The organism is Sarcina sp. DSM 11001 (assembly GCF_900101015.1).
GTDB lineage: Bacteria > Bacillota > Clostridia > Lachnospirales > Lachnospiraceae > CAG-791.
In genome coordinates this window covers 88,206-105,477 of the sequence record NZ_FNFZ01000017.1, presented here as the reverse complement: position 1 = coordinate 105,477, position 17,272 = coordinate 88,206, and the positions used below count along the sequence as shown (strand labels likewise).

Sequence of the window (17,272 nt, the reverse complement as noted above, 5' to 3'; positions counted from 1 at the left end):
GATCCTGTCAGGCAATAGGCGCAGCTTGTGACGTTCTTCGGGATCGTAATCGACTTAATCCCGGTTCCTTCGATGAAATATGAACCTATCACAGTTATGCTTTCCGGCAGGGTCAAAGAGGTCAGGAATGAACAGTCGGAAAATGCATAATCTTTGATGGCAGTGACAGTGTACTCCCCAATCTTTGATGGTATAGTCAGGCTTGCTGCGGAACTCGTATACCCTGTGATCGTCGCATTGCTCCCGGAAACAGTATAGGTAAAGTTTTCATACGTCAGATCCCCTGAAGCTTCTTTTGCAGTTTCTGTTATCTCTTCTTCCGTCGGATCATCTACAAGTGTAGTATCTTCTGCATCCGGAGAGCTCTGTGCTTCTTCAGGTGCCTGTTCAAAACGAGCCAGATCAAAACTGTCATGAGATCCTCCCTCTTCCGAATCGTTTAAGCTTTCATTTTCGGAATCGGGCTCTCTCTTATAAGTATCGTCCGTATTGGCGGCTTCTGCCTCTTCTGTACCGCCCGCTGCAGAGGTTTCATTGCCTGCCTCATTGTAATCAAAAGCTTCCTTTTCATCTTCATTTGAAGACTGCTCTTTTTCCTCTGCTTTTTCCGTATCATCGGGAATCTGGGCAGGATCTGTTTCAGCAATCTCTTCCAGATCCTCATCCTGACCGGGATTATCTGCGGAATCTATATCATCATCTTCTTCAGCAGTCTCTGATACTGCAGACGGATTAATCTCCCAAAGGGCATAAATCGTGCAGTTATCTTCCGGCAAATACTCTTCAAATCCTTCAGAGATCAATTGCCCGTCAGGTTCGAGGCTCCATCCGGCAAAAATCATGCTTTGTGATTCCTGATCATCCTCTCCGAATACCGGAAATGTCACTATCGCATCACCAATAGGAACCGCTTTGCTAATGGTTTCCACCTGCTCAACATATTCGCCAAGTGCATCATCCCACTCATTTTCGAAGTATCCGCCATTGGCATTGAGAGTAACGGTATAATATTGCGCAACTTCTTCTGCAGGTGCGTCTGTTGTACCAGTCGCTTCCTGATCCCCTACCACTTCTTCAGGCGCTTCCGTTGTACCAGTCAGAGCCTGATCCTCTTCCTCAGGCGCTGCTATGTCTCCGGCAGCTACTTCTCCCTCAGTCTCTGCTGCCACTGCCTCCTCCGAAGCAGCCTCTTCCACTGCTGCCTCAGAAGTCTGCCCGAAATCTTCTGCAAAAACCCCCACAGGCGCTAAACCAATGACCAGCATGCCTGACAGGAGCAGTGCTGTTAACCGTTTCGGAAGCTTACTCATCTCTTTGTCCTCCGCTGAGTGTATTGTGTATTGGCTACGTGTGTATAAATCTCAATGTGGTTCCGTTTGTAATGTCTCCTTAATCAGCCCTTTCGCCCGCCGTCTCTCATCCTTAATCCACCTCTCAATCTCATCAGCTCCAACCTCGACGATATTGCGGATTTTCATGATCTGCTCCCAAGAAAGCACAAGCAGTTCCAATATCGTTTCCACTTGCACTCGCCAAATGGCGTTCTCGATTCTGCGAATAAATCCACAGTCCGTTATCCGTGTGGAAACACCTTGGTGTCAGGTACTCTAAACCAACATCATACTATACCGGCAACTGAACATAACCAGCTCCACTTGCACGGCTTTCAAAATTCCAAAATCGCAGTGTCGGCGTTTTACCAGTTTGCTTTCTGGCTATACTGGCAACAGAGAAATATGCCTTATCATCTAATAGTCTTCTAAAATAAATTTCCATCTGTGATCGTCTATAATATCATGCTCCGGAGATGTCTTAAATTACTCCTTGAATTGCGACTTGAAATTATATCCATCGATTGTCTTACATCCGTACATCGGATGTTCTTTACTGGGTATTGTAGACGGCTGCCCCAACATACCTAATAAAGTTGTTTTTTTGTTGCATTTCTTTCCGAAATAGCAGTTAATCTTTTAATTTCTCGCTCAATGCTCTGAATTATCATCTCGTTATCCCCGCTTTTCGGCAAATTATCAAATTTCTACTACCTAAGGTTTATCGCTATCCTATTTTCCTCCAGAAGCATGTTAGATGGTATAGCAATACCATTTTTAAAAAACATCAATTCACTAGCCCGCCTTTTATTAGCCACACTGTAATTCAAATCGAATTTTCTTACTGAGTACCCATCATAAATATGTGCTATCTCCGGTGCATCATCATATGTGATAATCCAATCTCCATTAACAGAATTGCGAATTGCTGCCTCAATACGCTCATGATCTTTCAAATTAAAGAAGTTCATATACAACTGTTTGCCTTTGCCAAAATACGGTGGATCAAAATAGATTAACGCATTTTCTTCGTATTTCGGAATATAGGTTTTTATAAAGCTTCCAATCTCTTTATTGTAAAGTTTTATATCTCCTTTTCGAGCAGCAATATTAGTAATACGTTGTGATAATTCTTCCTGATTAAACCTGGCATCCATTTTCCAATTACCTGTCTGATTTAATCCTCCAATAATGCCACCTTTTATAATCCCAGAACGATTTGTTCTGTTCATATAAAAGGTTGCAAACCCCAGCTGAAAACTATATTTTTTATTCTGTGTAAGACAGATTTTTCTCTGACGGTTCCACTCTTCTACCGTAAGCGGAACATTATTCAAACATTCCACAAATCTGTCTGTCTCAGATAATATCGCCTTCCAGAATGACCATACTCCTTTATCATAGTCATTAATTACAATTTGGCCAACAACATTACGTTCCAAAAGCTCAATCGCAATGCCTGCACCGCCGGCGAAAGGCTCAATATATGTTCCTCCTCTATGACCCAGTTCATCAATCATGAGCTCCATAAAGGGGGCCAACTTTCCTTTTCCACCGGGATATCTTAATGGGGAGTAAAACATATGATCTCACCTCTTTTCCATCCTGCTTAAAAATTATATTATAGCATTTCTATCTGTCTGTAGATAGATGCATTCTGGGCCTAAGATCCTTCTTTTCCTTTTTCTTCGGCCCAGATGATTCTTCTTACCAATTACTTTGCCCTTGCGATATAATTGCAAAACTCCATAAAAGCATTTGGCAACCAGTCTTCCAAATTATATGAATTGAAATAGATTGTTTTTCCGTCTGCCTCCGGGCGTTTCACTAATGCCGGAATCACTTCAATAAAATATTCCGGCAACTTTTCCATGTCTCGTTCCTCTGCAATTAACTTTTTCAACGGAGCAATCATATACTCTTGTTCTCGCTTTGAATATGCTGATGGAAACTTTCCATCAACCGCATATTCCAGCAATTGTAAGCCTAGCTTACGGTCAAACAATTCATGGCTTCTTTGGTTATAGAAGTTATCCAGACAATTTCTGCAAGATCTTCCACATGTGCAAGAACTAAGTATTTCTCTCGCCTGTGCTAAAACGTCATCTAGGATTTCTCCAATCAGCGAAGAATAACCAGCTCCACTTGTCAGATTGTCATAGAAGAACATCTCAATATGTGATTCCCCAGAGCCATCAAATCTCGTACGCCATCCACCATTTATCTCGTTATAGTCTATGTCCAAAACAAGTGATACTGCTTTCTTAATTGCCTCATGCAAAGTAGTCGCTGCAGACCTAAGAATATTCTTCTCCTCAACAGTCTTATTAGAAACTAACTTGTCGGAATCATAACTAATATCCAACATAAACATATCTGTTAAGAACTCATATCCCAAGAACAGATTTGTTTCTACTGTTCCCTCGTGACGACATAAATAGCGATCATGATAAGGCTGAGAAAACCTAAACTCTCCGGTCTGAACAGCTTCTGCTACTTCAGCGCCTCCACATTTTCTACAGATATTGAAGCCATGTTTATTTTTTCCCATGTTTACTGTAAGAACTTTCCTGTTCTCCAGGTTAGCATAACGAATTTTGCTGAATTTGAAAGATTGCATTTCTGTATCCTTCGGCACATAGGAATAGTACGGTGCCTCAGCATATGTTTTCTCTTCTTCCTCATCCTCGTATTTAACAGGATCACCCTTAACCGGGGCAAATCCCCATGGCTTCAGCATGGTATGATACTCTATCTTTGAATGGCAATACGGGCAATCCGCATAATGATCTGAACTATCCCCAAACCAGTTACACTCTGTGCAAACATATATCTGTTTCTTGTAGTCCTTGCTTTCAAAGTAATATTCCGCCGGATTCCGCTCATATCCTCTCGGCTTTGGATTAGCATATAATCCGCCACTTTTAAATATCTTCTTATCAATAGTTACAAAGCGCCCGGGCGCATACTCACTTATTGCAACAGCAATATCACGCTCAGGTGCATACTGAACGTCTCTCGGAGCATTTCTGCCATACTGAGATTCCTTTTCAACAAAGAAGCGAACCACATTTTTGGGAAATGAATATGATGGAATAAATCCTTCTGAGTAAAACACGTCAAATGCAGATGTTTCTTTATCTCCATTGAAGTATTCATTTCTCTTCCCTTCAGTTAATACCATTTCCTGAATTTCACGGAACTGATTTTCCGTTTCTTCTGTCGAATAATCGAGTGACTGAAGAAATTCAATGAAATTTTTGCCATATTTTTCACAGAACGTAACAATCCCCACATCAACAATACTATCGAACCGATTCTTCATGTCATCTGTAGACATAAAGCTATTCAAAGCTTTCATATTGTAGTGACGCTGTTCAATTTTCGGATTATTTCGGTCAATCCACGGTTTTCTTGGCGCTCCGGATATCATTTCCTCCGGATGCCGAAAATAGTAGCTGTCATGAATTCCACCAAAAGCATATGTTACAATTGTGGATATTCCGGCATTCTTTCGGCCTGCTCGACCGGCACGCTGCTGATAGTTCTCTCGCATAGGAGGGATGTTTCTTAAGCCAACAGCCGTCAGAGAACCTATGTCAATACCCACTTCCATTGTGGTAGTGCAACTTAGAACGTCAATAGCATTTTCCCCTTGTTCTCCGGCGTCAATATCCTGAAAACGAATCTCATAGTCTTCAGTTCGGCTCAGAATATCACTCCTTGTCTCTTTATGAGACAACTGAGCAGTATGTTCTTCCGTATCAATCGTGTGTATTCGCTCTTCTTCTTTTAATGCAGCAAGTACAGGTTTACGCCAAAAATCAAAGCGGGAAAGATCTGCATTGGTAATTGGATTCACATCTTTGGTGTCAAAACATGCACCACAGTATTCCCCTAATTTGAATGGAGAAATCTTGCCACACTTTGCGCAACGATACCAGGTGAATTTTTCATCAGCTATAACAATTTTTACAGCATCCAAGGCAATATAAAAACGGTTGTTCTCGCCTTGTTTAAAGAAAATCTCCTTTATCGTATCCAGAACTTTGTTCAGTCTGTTTTCGTCCATACTAAGGACTTCTTGCAATCTTATTACAAGTTTACGATCAAGAGCTTTTCCAAAATTAGCATCTAATCCAAATGTCTGAATTTTACTTCTTCCCGGCAATCCCTGACGAACATCATCATGTATAGTTTCTCCAAGTGCTGCACTATCGTCCATGACATCCCAGAATATAAGAACCAACATTTGTATCAGTTGGTCTTTTTTCAAAACGATATCGAAGTCATCCTCCATAATATCCAGGCATTCTTCCACTGCCTTATCAATAGGTCCCAAATATCCCAACCCAATATCTTTAAATGAACGTGGACTTTCTGTAAAGAATGTAAGCAATTGCTCATAATAGTTTTCCGGAAGAGGTTGTAAGTCTGCCGCTAAATCCCTGAAACTATTCCCCCTTCGTCTCTTCCTTTTAAAATTTTTCAGATCATCTCTAAACTTGTTTGCACTCTTACCAGAAAAAAATGATAACCGCTGATCATCACATACCTCGAGAAAAGCCGGATACAATTCATATAAAGAATGCTCTCCTCCCTCTTTACGCAATTTTAATGATGCCAGCATAACAGCTTGTCTGAAAGCATCCGCATCTGATGATTTTGACAAATCTAGCGCTAACTTTGCAGCATTTTGACGGGAATCTGAAAAAAGCAATACTTTCTTACCTTCGTTAATCATCTTTGATCTGGCTGGCTGCAACTCAAATTGCGCTTTCGTTAAATTGTAAAAAGGTATATTTCCTTTGGTTGCTAAATCTGTTGGCTTCTTTAACGGCATAACTTTCCGGCATTTAGGGCAGGAGCCAAAGGTATAAACCTGTTTCTTCTCATCAAGCTTATCCTCATATAAAACTGTCAATAAGTTTTCATCGTCCTTTGCGGAAAGATATAGTTTTCCTGTCACTGGATCCAAATAACCTACTTTATCGCGAGTTTCTTTCACATAATTGTCCGGTGCAATATACAAAAGCATCTCCGTTAGCTCATTGCTTCCTCCATTGAGACCTTTATTCGGGAATACATACCAATACCCTGTTCCCATAGTCTTTTGGACATATACTTTGAAATATAATGCTCCGCACTTAATGTGATTAACCAGTTCATAAACTCGTCCACCGCATTCACATCTTTCCCTCGGTACAGAAACAACTTTTCCTAAAGGAAGTTTCTCCTTTGGAGAATACTTTGCTCCGCACGTACATTTAGGATTTGAGCAAGCGTATAGGCCCTGTATTCCTCTCACAAACATATGGAGTCGTACTGGAAATAGTATTTCATCATTTTTCTTTGCGAGAGATACAATAACTAAGAGCGCGTCTAATGCTTCATCTGCCTGGATGTCGTTATGAAATATTTTATCCTTTAGTTCACTATATGATTTAGCGCCATCACGACACAATTTATGCAATTCGACAAAGGCCTGGTATTTAGGAAGATTATCAAAAAGCCATTCCTGCGCCTCAGCTACAGTCAAATTCTTTTTTAGTTCTACTCCAAACAGCAGATTAGCAAAAGATGCTACTCTTTTTGGAATTTCAGCTTCTGTCACCTGGCTCGTTCCAACTGAGGCTAACTTTTGTACATTTGTAAGTACTTCAAAATGATCTGTAACATCCTCCTTTGAGCCAAAGAGGAATTCACAGCCGTCAGCATTTTTTCCCGTCAATCCGGTATAAAAATCATCAATAGCACCTCTATCATCTAATGGCATACTGGCAGTAGTAAGAATAAACTGCACCTTATCCAAGCCTATTCCAAGTCTCGAAAACAGTCGATCCAACAGAAGTGCAATCTCTCCTCCAGAGGAGCCTCTATACATGTGCGCCTCATCCAGAACAATTAAAAGCCGATTTTCAGCATCTTTCTCAAGCCATTCTTTTGTATTATCCCAAATACCGGATTCCCTTTGGCGCATAAGCATGTATTCCAGCATAGAATAGTTTGTTATGAGAATGTCGGGAGTATACTCCTGCATTTCAAAGCGTGTAATATATTCAGCATCATAAGCTCCTGGCTTGTGAATGTTATTTTCAAGGTTCTCAACAAATATTCTAACCCCTGCATCCCCGCGGTATCTTGCTGGAAACTTATTTATGCTCTTTAGTCCTTCAATTTTCTTTTGTTGTTTTTCCTTTTCGGCATCACTCCATGAATCTTCAATTAAATATTGCTTACGATATGTTTCTGCCAACTGAAGATTACTCTGTTTTTTCGATAATCCTGCATATGGAGTTCTACCTGTATACATTCCAAAATGAGGAATTCTGTTTGCCCCGGTAGATTTTGTAAAAATTTCTAAAAATCCAGGAGCACCCATGATTTTTCGAAATCTCGCCAACTGATCAGAAACCAAAGCATTCATTGGATATATAATCAGAGTTCTGACAGCCGCCTTCTTAAATGAATCAGGACGATTTGCAGCCTCATCTATGCTTCTTGCCACAATAGGCCATAAAAAGCACTCCGTTTTTCCAGATCCAGTTCCTGTTGAAACAAAAAGGTCACGCCCTTGCAATGCTTTAGTCAATGCCGTTACCTGATGTTCAAACGGAGTCGAAAAAAAGCCCAATCTTGCATCAATCAGTTGCAGTAAAACAGCCTTAACATTTTCTTTAATATCAGCATCTTTTATGCCGTCTTGAACTTTCTTGTAAGAAGCAGAAGTCTCTATATAAGGTTCCTTTGCTATATTCAATTCATCTGGACACATCTCACCCAGAATTTCATCCGCATACAGAAGAAGCGTTTCACTGTTTGCTAAATAATCAGACTTAATATAATTCACAAGTCTGTCCCTGATTGTTTTATAATACTGCTGAACACCATTTGTATCCTTAGCCACGGAACTTCCCCTCCTTTATTTTTACTCCTATATTCCTTAAAACCGGCAACAATGCAGGTAGAAATTCTTTTTTTATAATAAAGTTTGTTTTATCATTAATACCGTATTTCGGCCATCCGCACATTAACATCAAATAGTATTCCCTGTTCGGCAGATGTCCAAGGAAACGAATATGTGAGTACGTCTCATCAATCGGGCATAAATATGCCACCATAGGACTTCCATAATATTCGTTCAAAGCCATATATAGCCGACGATACTCATAACCTGTAAAAGAACCTTCTTTATTGGCCTCGTATTCATCTGCAAAAAGCAGCTTTCCTTCATCACTCTTTATTACTCGGTAATACGGCCCTGTAATTCCTTGACGAGCCATTGTGAAATCCACATCCATATAGTTTTTCCACGCTCTTGAAGGCGGTGTTCGCATTCTTGGATCAAAGAATTCCAACATTGTCTCATCTATCTCTCTCGATTCAAAATCAAGTGAATTATAATTCACTCTTACATATTCATCCGTAGACAATGAATCCCTAATCAGAAAATCCTGAAGTGAATCTATGTTCGTAATTTCAAAATCGGTAAATACACCCAATCCATTCATTGATATGTGACCTTGGGGGAGTCCGAAATACAGCCTCTGATTGTCTGAAAGTATAATCGACCTTCCCTTCTTCACCAGTAAACTATAGTTATTTTCCATGGAGCGAAGATAACCCGTCTGCTCATATGTCGTTCTTATAAAGACAGCCGCGTCTGCTGATCTCCTTTTCATGAAAAACTCTCGTACTCCCGTATACATGTCGGTATATTTTTCAATCAAATCATGCAATATTGCTGTTTGAACTTTTTTACTCACGCCGTCCCCGCTATACTTATTACTTTGAGCCATTTTTAGGCACCATAAGCCAAGCGCTGAATAGATCACCCTATATGCATAGGTCTCCATTGGTTCATTCCAATATGGGCTGATATTCATATCTGAGCTCATAGCATCTAATAATTCTTGCATTATCCAAACCACTCCATAAGTATATCTTTATTCTGGCATCTTCCAGATTCGCCTGCATATTTACGCAGTCGGCTTGACATGCCATAAGGGTTATTTAATGTAATATCCCTTACATACGGTAAAATTGTAAACATAAGCACAGCACTAAGAGTATTGTCATCGCAAATACACAGCATATATCGTCCACAATCTCTAATAGACAAACCACATTCTGTAACAATTTCTCTGCAGATTCTTTTATATCGATTGTTTGAAAAGCTCTCTTCAGAAACTTTGTACATGACCTCTTTCAAAATTGAGGGATCTTCAGATAAATCCATGATTTTAGAAAAAGACTCTATTCTATCCAAGCTTATGTAATTAAAATTGGCCATCACTGATGTTGGCATATACTGCAAGGTTCCATCATAAATATAAGTCACAAAAATAATCTTATCTCTAAACTCTGATAGTAGAGCCAACAGTTCAATCTCATTAAAATTTCCTACGAAACCATCCAGACACACCACCCGATCTTTAGACTGTATCAAGAAATCAGAAATTCTTTCGGTCGTAATGCCGGTGGTATACAGCAACGTGCTAACCATACGTTTACCCTGTATTGTATTTAACAGACAAGCGGATAGGTTCTTTGCAGCACTCTGCTTCATTAGTATTGGTGTACCATCAAACAATATGTTTTCACAATAGCACAAGAATGCCCTCTTCAGGTTTGCTTCCGGTTTAAATCCTATGGAATTCAGATTATACTCAAAATACTCTTCGAATTCATCCATCGATTCCGGTCGCAGCGGTCGTTCCTGCCTCTGACTAGCTCTTAGTTCCCTCTGTCTTTTTTCAGAGGTCTTTCTTTTCCACTCATTCTCCTTTTCCGAGCGCAGGCTTTTTATTTGCTGTTCTAATATTCCCAACTTTTTAGTGTCAGCCTTATGCAATTTAATAGCAGCTTTTCTTGCATCTTCTATTTGAAGTCGCTCTTCTTCTTTCTTTTCCAACTCAGATTCCAACTTCTCTATAGTAGAATCTTTTTCTTTTAGTTGGGCTTGAATTTTACGAGACTTTGCATCTCTGTCTTTTACAGACTTCTTTAGTTCATCTATCATAACCTGCTTTTTTTCGGTTTCCTGAAGCAGTTTACCTTTCTCGATTTCAAATTCCTGCTTCATCTGCTCCTTGGTGGCTTCAAGAGCATTGCTATGTTTAAATGCCCTAACGGCTGCAGACATAACCGAAATATAATCTTCCGATTTCTTTTCACCTTTGATTTTGAAGTAAAGGGCAACATTGTCGCTAAAGTAGCTGTATGGCAACACCTCTATGCAGGCGCTCTCAAAATCCATATCCTTTTCAATTCTTGCGTCGATTTCTTCGCCAATCTGCTCCATCCACAAATCAATGTGTTTCACAATAAAAGACGCTATAAAATTTTTTCTACGATAGTCGAACAGAATTCTGCTTCCATATTCTTGCGATATAGATGTCGGACGAAATCCAGGTCTGATTTTGCTAAATTCTTTTGGGAAATTTTTAAAATAAAATATAATTTCCTGGTGAGGAATCACAGAACAAATATACTTTATTTCTTTTTCATCCAACTCTTGAAGATAGTTCACAGTCTCCCCTCCTCAATATATCGTTTAATCATAGAGTTTATTGTTCCCTGATTCCTGCACTCCTCCAAATAGTTCAAAACTTCTTTGCTATAATCTCCCTCTTCAAAAGTGGCTTCTGTATATGGTTCCGTCAGCTTCCAGTACATTTTTATTTCCCGAATCTTGGCCTCTGTAGACAATGCTTCCGCTTTATTGGCACAGATGCGACCACATATACAATGATTTTGATAATGCGTTATATAATCTTTCCCGCTCAGATATATATGCTGGTGCGGTAATAATTTCATACATCCATCCGCATTGAAAAGAAAAAAATCGCCTTCCTCTGGAACTTCATATTTATCTGTATGAATTTCATACACATCAATTGATTCGTCATCCTGATGCATAGGCGTTGTTCTATTTATAATCAGTTCTGCATTCTTTCTAAAAATTTTTATATCATCATCCACTTGAAGTTGATATAGACCATTTCCCATATCGTCTATAAGACAAGCATCGCAATTTATATTGCCATGAGATAACAATTCAAAGCTGGTATGTACATATAGCTTATCTGTTTCACACAGTATTTGATCATCACATGTAATCATCGGTGGCCAAAGGACTACCGCCTTTTCTGCATATTCCAACTGATACTCAGAATCTAAAAGTACTCGTGACACATTATAATCCTTGGTTGTAAACCGCATAGTTAATGCATAAAATCTGCGATTCATTGTTTGAAAATCGAATTTTTCCTCAATGTCAACACAGTTGATAAGATTACATAGCGCATTTATACAACGCTCATCTTCAGACACAACAAAATATCGCGTTTCTGTATATACAATCTTCGTTCCTATCCTTCTGGCTCTATACCGATCTGACTGTCCTGACACCTTATAAAAATTCAACCTGTTACCAGAAGCAAAGACCTCCTCATACATCCGAATATAATTCTTTTCAGATAGTGCAACAGCATAATTAGGTGAAAACACTTTTAAAGGCGCAAAGAATCGTTCCCCACCAACAAAATTTCTTCGATTAACTGAAACAGAATAAAATGGGACACTATAATATTTATCCTTTAAAAGGATTTTCTCATTTCTGCTTTCACACTCTATTATTTCATCCACAGCCAACAGAATCCCAACCTCGAATGTCATTTGATCTCTATTAAAATAAAAATCGACCTGGTCCTGTTTCTTTCTCCGTATTTGGATATATCGTGCAATAGCTCCCGGCTGTCCAAGATACTGCTCACATTCCTTATCATTATTTCCCCGACGGTGTCTGAAATGAGGCGTCATCTCTCTACTATACGCTGCAGCAATATATACCTCTTCTCCGCAACATAAACATTCATATCGATAAGGTTCAAACCCGCCTGTTCTTGCAGCCATAGTCGCAAATACATCTGATTGTAAAATTGTATCAAACGCTTTTTCCAAAATTTACCCTCCTCTGTAAATACGATTTCTTTGCGACTATTATTTCTGAACCATATGTCACAGGTTCTTCTACCACCATCATCAGGGGTGTCTTAGGTGCAGAATATCAAACTTTTCCTGGACACTTTCATATTAAGTGTAGCCTATGTCTTTGCCTAATCTGCTTTCGCTATGACTCAGTCAGAGTAATTGAACTAGGCTGGACAGTTTTCCGGTCCACCTGACTAGCGTAATATTGTTGATCAATCAAGTGCGTTCCTACTCATTAAGACAACATTCCCGCTTATACTGGGCTCATCAGCTCATCCATCGCCGAGAACTCATTCATTCCCATCTGACGCTCTGTACCTGTCAGAAAATCATGTTCACAAAAACCATCTCCGTTGGAACTGCAAGCAAACGGGAGATCCAGTATCTGGGCATACTCCAATGCCTGCTAAAACCGTGAGAGATGGTTTTCTTTTTGTCCTTTGCCTCTACAATGGCAATTGGACGATATTTATTCAAATAATGAAGATAATTCGCTCTTTCCTCCTTCTCACGATAGACCATGTTGCCACGGATATTGATCTTCCCATCCGTGATTTTAGTCTCCATCGTGATATTAATGCCATTCTGCCAACCGCTGGCATTAATGGCAGGAGTGATATAATTGAGCTTGATGGCCTCTTCGGTCATCTGTTTTTTGTTGAGGATCATTGGGTTGACCTCCTAGTGTGATTCCGTAATGCGCTATTACCATTATATTGGTTTTAAAAGCCTCCTTCAATGGCAGTTTTCAGTTTTGACCAGCGTTATAAGCGCCTATGTGACTTTTGATCATAAGATAGTTTCGAAAGACTAATCACCGATGTAAAGTAAGCACCCAATCATCGGTTTTAACTATTGATACCAGACACTATAAACTTAAAAAACGAATATCCGCCTATCCCGGAATGCATAACTCACTCCGAGGAGGCATGCCGGATGGTTTTGGGGGTATCAGATTCTGAGTAATCAACAAAAACACTTACGAAGAAGTATTTCTGCCCTCACAGCATCCTTCAATTCATCAAGCCGGCTATACCCACGATCAAAGGCTTCTCCGTCAGAAGTTGCGATGACCGCAGTCGCTGCCCTGCTTTATGATGCTTTAGCCAGCATGTCATGAATATAGGTTCTTAGTCCTTCCTCGGTGTCAATCCCGTACTTTTGGTTTATAATCACATAATACATCATGATGCGGTCTTTCGGCAGAATCTTGCCAGACGGGATACTGTCACAATAACCCTTTCTGGCTTCCATCCACGGATCCTCATTATGCGTAATTCTCTCCAATATCTTTCCTCCGTATATTCCGAATGTATTTACTACGAGATCAATCACCTTCTTTTCTTCTTCAGTCAAAGCTTCTGCGTTTCCATGAAGCAATGCGAACCGTGCGTCATCGATTGGATTATATTTAAAATCCCGGAACAGCTCATAGACTTCCGGATAGACCGGACCGTGTACCCAGGCTCTGCAATCCTCTTCAAAAACCGGCTTTCCATACAGTGCAGAATACACTCCCTGAATGAAATAGAGAATCTTCTGCAGCATCAGCGGCGTTACTTCTTCCAGCTTTTCAAAAACGTATGCGATCACCCTGAGCATCTTTTCCGACACCGAAAACAAACTCTCTATGCTGTCTGCCGCAGCCATCGCTTTCTTATATGCCGCATCCGTCAGCTTTCCCCTGTTTTCCATGAGTTTCTGCTTCATATATGCCGGAGAGACCAGCGCCGCCCTCACAACATCCGAATATTCTTTGGAAGGCACCTGCCCCTCCAGATATCTCGGTATGGTCACTTCTCCAAATCCTAAGGCAAGAGACAGCGGAGCCTTACCTATGTTATAGATCTTCATAAGCTTTTCAATATCATCAATCGACACAAGACCTTCCGCCGCCCGGTACTGTGAATCGATTTCCTGAACATTCTTATCAATAAGACCAGGAATGCTCATTTCCTCGCCACACTCTGCACATACTGCTACAGTGATTCCAAACGTGTAATCCTTATCCCTTATCGTCTTTACGATGTCCTTTTTCTTTAAAAGGTACTCCGTCTCTTTTCTGCATTCCATGCAGAAATCTCTTCTTCCCTTATCTGTCATAATGGTCTCCTCTTTTCCTGATTATTTAAAAAAATATGTAAGCGGATACTTCTGCTCATGGAACGAAATCACAATCACGTAACAGTTCTCCAGCTTGTTAAATTTGATATAAAGAGATACTGTTTTCTCTTCTGTACCATTTCTCTCCAAAAGAACGACATCCTTGCCAAATACATACAGTCTCTCATGCTCAAAACCTCTGTGTTCATTCTGAAGGATTTCTGAAAAATCCATTATTGTTAAACTCAATATGATATCCTTTGCTTTAGCTTCATCGATCACATAGTCCAGGAAAAGATTGATATTATCTTTCCGCTTGCTATTCCTGTCAAGCCGGTATCTATCGTTTCCAACAGCATCTTTTACTTCGGAAAGATACTGCTCTATATCTTTTTTATTTATACTCAATATTTCATCCTTCAAGCAGTGGTGATGTGTTTTTTTTATTTTTCTATCATTATTATGTATTCATGATTGGATTTTGTCAATATCCAATCATGAAAATGAAGGTAGGTGAATAACTCGCCGCCCCTGCAAGGAAATACCCGGTCCAATCGCTGAATAGTGTAAATAATCCCTGACAAGTATCCCCCAAAATTCCTTATGGTAAAAAATCCTCTTTAAATCAGGTAGAAAAAGGCCGCCAGATCAGTTCTGACGGCTTTTGCTATTGTGTTATGTATGATGATTGGTTAATGTATCTTGATCACTGTTGTAAATGTTGTGACATCCGGCATTCTCAAATGATATCCGCAATCAATACAGATATCATGTGAAAGATATGGCATCTTTCAGTCGTCATCCCAACAAGAGTAAAAATAGGATGCTCCGCTTCCGTCATACCACTCAAAAGAACACCGGCGCACTGCGTCCATATCTTTTAGTGTAAACTGTGGGAACAGTGCCTGATATTCTGGCAGATATTTTTCCTTTTCGTCCTCATCCAGGATCCTGATTTCGTCATTCGCTCCGTAACTGTTGTATTCGGGTAAGAGCGGGTAATCATCCCTGAGATAATAGTCCAGAAAGGGGCCCGGGACGATTTCCGGGTGCTTTGGATTCCGCTGGTCCAGCTGCCAATCCGGATCAGTAAATTCTAGTGTTCCCCACCCCAAACCACCTGGATAGTCATCACACATTGATTCGCAGAAGCATCCCTCTTCCCAGCAAAAATCATCTTCATGCTTTTTCAGGAATTCCTTCCAATCACGCAGATATTTGAATCCAAGTGCTGAAGCAGGAATCCTCAATGCTACAGTTAAGTGCCAACAGGACATTTTTATTCTCCCAAAAACATTAAATAAAGAATCTTTTTCGCGTCATAATCTTTAATCCAAGAAAAGTGTATTTCAGCGATATTCCGCAATCCATTTTTATTATACCTTCATATCCGAACTTCGTCAGCATCACCAGTATCATCATCTGCTTTTTATGCCTGAATACGTAATTATCCAACATATATTCGATGAACATACGCCTGTTTTGCTGCCTTAGTAATCAGAATATTCTATAAAGTAATAAAATCCGCCCGGCCTATTGCTGCAGCAGGCCGGGCGGCGAATGTAGATGTCAGTCCTTCAGGAGCCGGTTTGGGAGCCGCCCCCTCCTATTTCTTTCGTTCTGTTTCTTTTTCCTGTTTTGCCTCATTCGACTGCGGACGGGGCGGTAAATATGACGTCGGCTTTGGAGATGGTCACAGTCAGGGAAGAAACCTGCGCGTCTCCCTCTCCCGCCGCTCTGTAGTAGACAATGTAATCTCCCGCGTCGGTTCCGGTCGGGATCTCCGGGCTGAAGGCTTCGCCGTCCAGCGAGTAGCACAGGGCACCCTCCGGGATATCTTCGACATCGACCAGTTCCTGCGCCTTCCCGTTGTAGGTCAGCTCCCTGGCCAGAGGACAAAGGCCGGCAGCGGAGTCATAAGAGGCGGTATCGGTCAGTTCCTCCGCATCCGCCTCCACGGACGGGTCTTCGGCAGGAATTTCCTGCAGTTCATCCCGGGCAGGCTCCTCCGGCTGCGCCGTCATCTCAGAGGATGCGCCATCTTCGGCAGGAGTTTCCTGCAATTCATTCTGGGCAGGCTCCTCCGGCTGCGCTGTCATCTCAGAGGATGCGCCATCTTCGGCAGGAATTTCCTGTAATTCATCTTGTGCAGACTCATCCGGCTGCGCCGTCATCTCAGAGGATGTGCCATCTTCGGCTGGTACGTAGGCATCCTCAGACGGATCGCCGTTTCCTTCCTCCTGCAGAAAGTCATTGTCCGCGAAGGCACCGTTTCCTGCTTCCTCCGGAGATTCATTGTCCGCGGAGGCACTGTTTTCTGCTTCCTCCGGTAAGTCATTGTCCGCGGGGGCACTGTTTTCCACTTCCTCCGTATCGTCCTCTTCAGGGAGAACACCGTCACCGGAGGTTCCATTTCCATCCTCTTCGGGCTCTTCTCCTTCCGGGAGAAGGTCTTCTTCATAGGATTCTTTATAGGATCCTTCTGCCGCTGCGCTCTCTGATCCTTCCGCAAGGGCATCCCCGTCCGTAGAAGCGAAGGCTGCATCTTCGTATAAAAGCTCTCCGGACCCCGGAAGCGGATCATTCTCCTTAATGCCCTCATTCTCCGGGATTGCGCCGTTTTCCGTCATGGCGGCGTCTGTCTCGTCGATCCTGTCCACTGCGAACACGGTCGCTTTCATACCAGGAAAAGCGAGCGCGACGCACAGCAGGATGCCCAGCAGGACCTGCAGAATGCTCTTATTTCTTTTCATGTCATTAACCTCCTCTACTTACATGCACGTTACATTCACGTTTTTTCGCGTATTAATTGACATACCGGCCAGCTCGCAGAGCCGGTCTGT

At 41.2% G+C, this 17,272-nt stretch carries 11 protein-coding genes; all 11 read right to left on the bottom strand.

Going from position 1 to position 17,272, the window contains the following annotated elements; translation table 11 throughout:
- Positions 1-1,310: leucine-rich repeat domain-containing protein (locus tag BLT02_RS10425; protein ID WP_175453784.1), on the bottom strand; the 1,310-nt coding region annotated here is incomplete at its 3' end.
- Between the two features lie 731 nt (positions 1,311-2,041).
- A complete protein-coding gene (locus BLT02_RS10420) occupies positions 2,042-2,914 on the bottom strand; it encodes a DNA adenine methylase (RefSeq protein ID WP_092994826.1) in 873 nt (290 codons plus the stop codon).
- Positions 2,915-3,045: 131 nt separating this feature from the next.
- Positions 3,046-8,238 (bottom strand): DEAD/DEAH box helicase, encoded by a 5,193-nt coding sequence (locus BLT02_RS10415; RefSeq protein WP_092994823.1) that lies wholly within the window; start codon positions 8,236-8,238, stop codon positions 3,046-3,048.
- Entirely contained in the window at positions 8,231-9,250 is a 1,020-nt protein-coding gene (locus BLT02_RS10410; protein WP_092994819.1) for a hypothetical protein, read from the bottom strand. The genes BLT02_RS10415 and BLT02_RS10410 overlap by 8 nt, the downstream gene beginning before the upstream one ends.
- Entirely contained in the window at positions 9,250-10,863 is a 1,614-nt protein-coding gene (locus tag BLT02_RS10405; protein WP_092994816.1) for a coiled-coil domain-containing protein, read from the bottom strand. The genes BLT02_RS10410 and BLT02_RS10405 overlap by 1 nt, the downstream gene beginning before the upstream one ends.
- Entirely contained in the window at positions 10,860-12,296 is a 1,437-nt protein-coding gene (locus BLT02_RS10400; RefSeq protein ID WP_139187551.1) for a competence protein CoiA family protein, read from the bottom strand. Before BLT02_RS10400 ends, BLT02_RS10405 begins: the two co-directional genes overlap by 4 nt.
- A 351-nt stretch (positions 12,297-12,647) precedes the next feature.
- Positions 12,648-12,995, bottom strand: coding sequence for a hypothetical protein (locus BLT02_RS10395; protein WP_092994809.1), 348 nt, complete (start codon positions 12,993-12,995; stop codon positions 12,648-12,650).
- A 423-nt stretch (positions 12,996-13,418) separates the two neighbouring features.
- The gene (locus BLT02_RS10390) at positions 13,419-14,429 is read right to left on the bottom strand and encodes a Panacea domain-containing protein (RefSeq protein WP_092994806.1); all 1,011 of its coding nucleotides are present in this window, start codon (positions 14,427-14,429) and stop codon (positions 13,419-13,421) included.
- A gap of 21 nt (positions 14,430-14,450) precedes the next feature.
- Positions 14,451-14,837 (bottom strand): hypothetical protein, encoded by a 387-nt coding sequence (locus BLT02_RS10385; RefSeq protein ID WP_092994803.1) that lies wholly within the window; start codon positions 14,835-14,837, stop codon positions 14,451-14,453.
- 383 nt (positions 14,838-15,220) lie between these two features.
- Positions 15,221-15,544, bottom strand: a complete 324-nt coding sequence (locus BLT02_RS10380; RefSeq protein ID WP_175453783.1) for a hypothetical protein — start codon at positions 15,542-15,544, stop codon at positions 15,221-15,223.
- 528 nt (positions 15,545-16,072) lie between these two features.
- On the bottom strand, positions 16,073-17,182 hold the full coding sequence (locus tag BLT02_RS10375) for a hypothetical protein (protein ID WP_092994798.1): 1,110 nt from the start codon (positions 17,180-17,182) through the stop codon (positions 16,073-16,075).
- Positions 17,183-17,272 lie beyond the last annotated feature (90 nt).

Excerpts from the sequence above, each read along its gene's own strand:
- BLT02_RS10420 (WP_092994826.1), bottom strand. The coding sequence starts at position 2,914 with ATGTTTTACTCCCCATTAAGATATCCCGGTGGAAAAGGAAAGTTGGCC.
- BLT02_RS10410 (WP_092994819.1), bottom strand. The coding sequence starts at position 9,250 with ATGCAAGAATTATTAGATGCTATGAGCTCAGATATGAATATCAGCCCA.
- BLT02_RS10395 (WP_092994809.1), bottom strand. The coding sequence starts at position 12,995 with ATGATCCTCAACAAAAAACAGATGACCGAAGAGGCCATCAAGCTCAAT.
- BLT02_RS10390 (WP_092994806.1), bottom strand. The coding sequence starts at position 14,429 with ATGACAGATAAGGGAAGAAGAGATTTCTGCATGGAATGCAGAAAAGAG.
- BLT02_RS10375 (WP_092994798.1), bottom strand. The coding sequence starts at position 17,182 with ATGAAAAGAAATAAGAGCATTCTGCAGGTCCTGCTGGGCATCCTGCTG.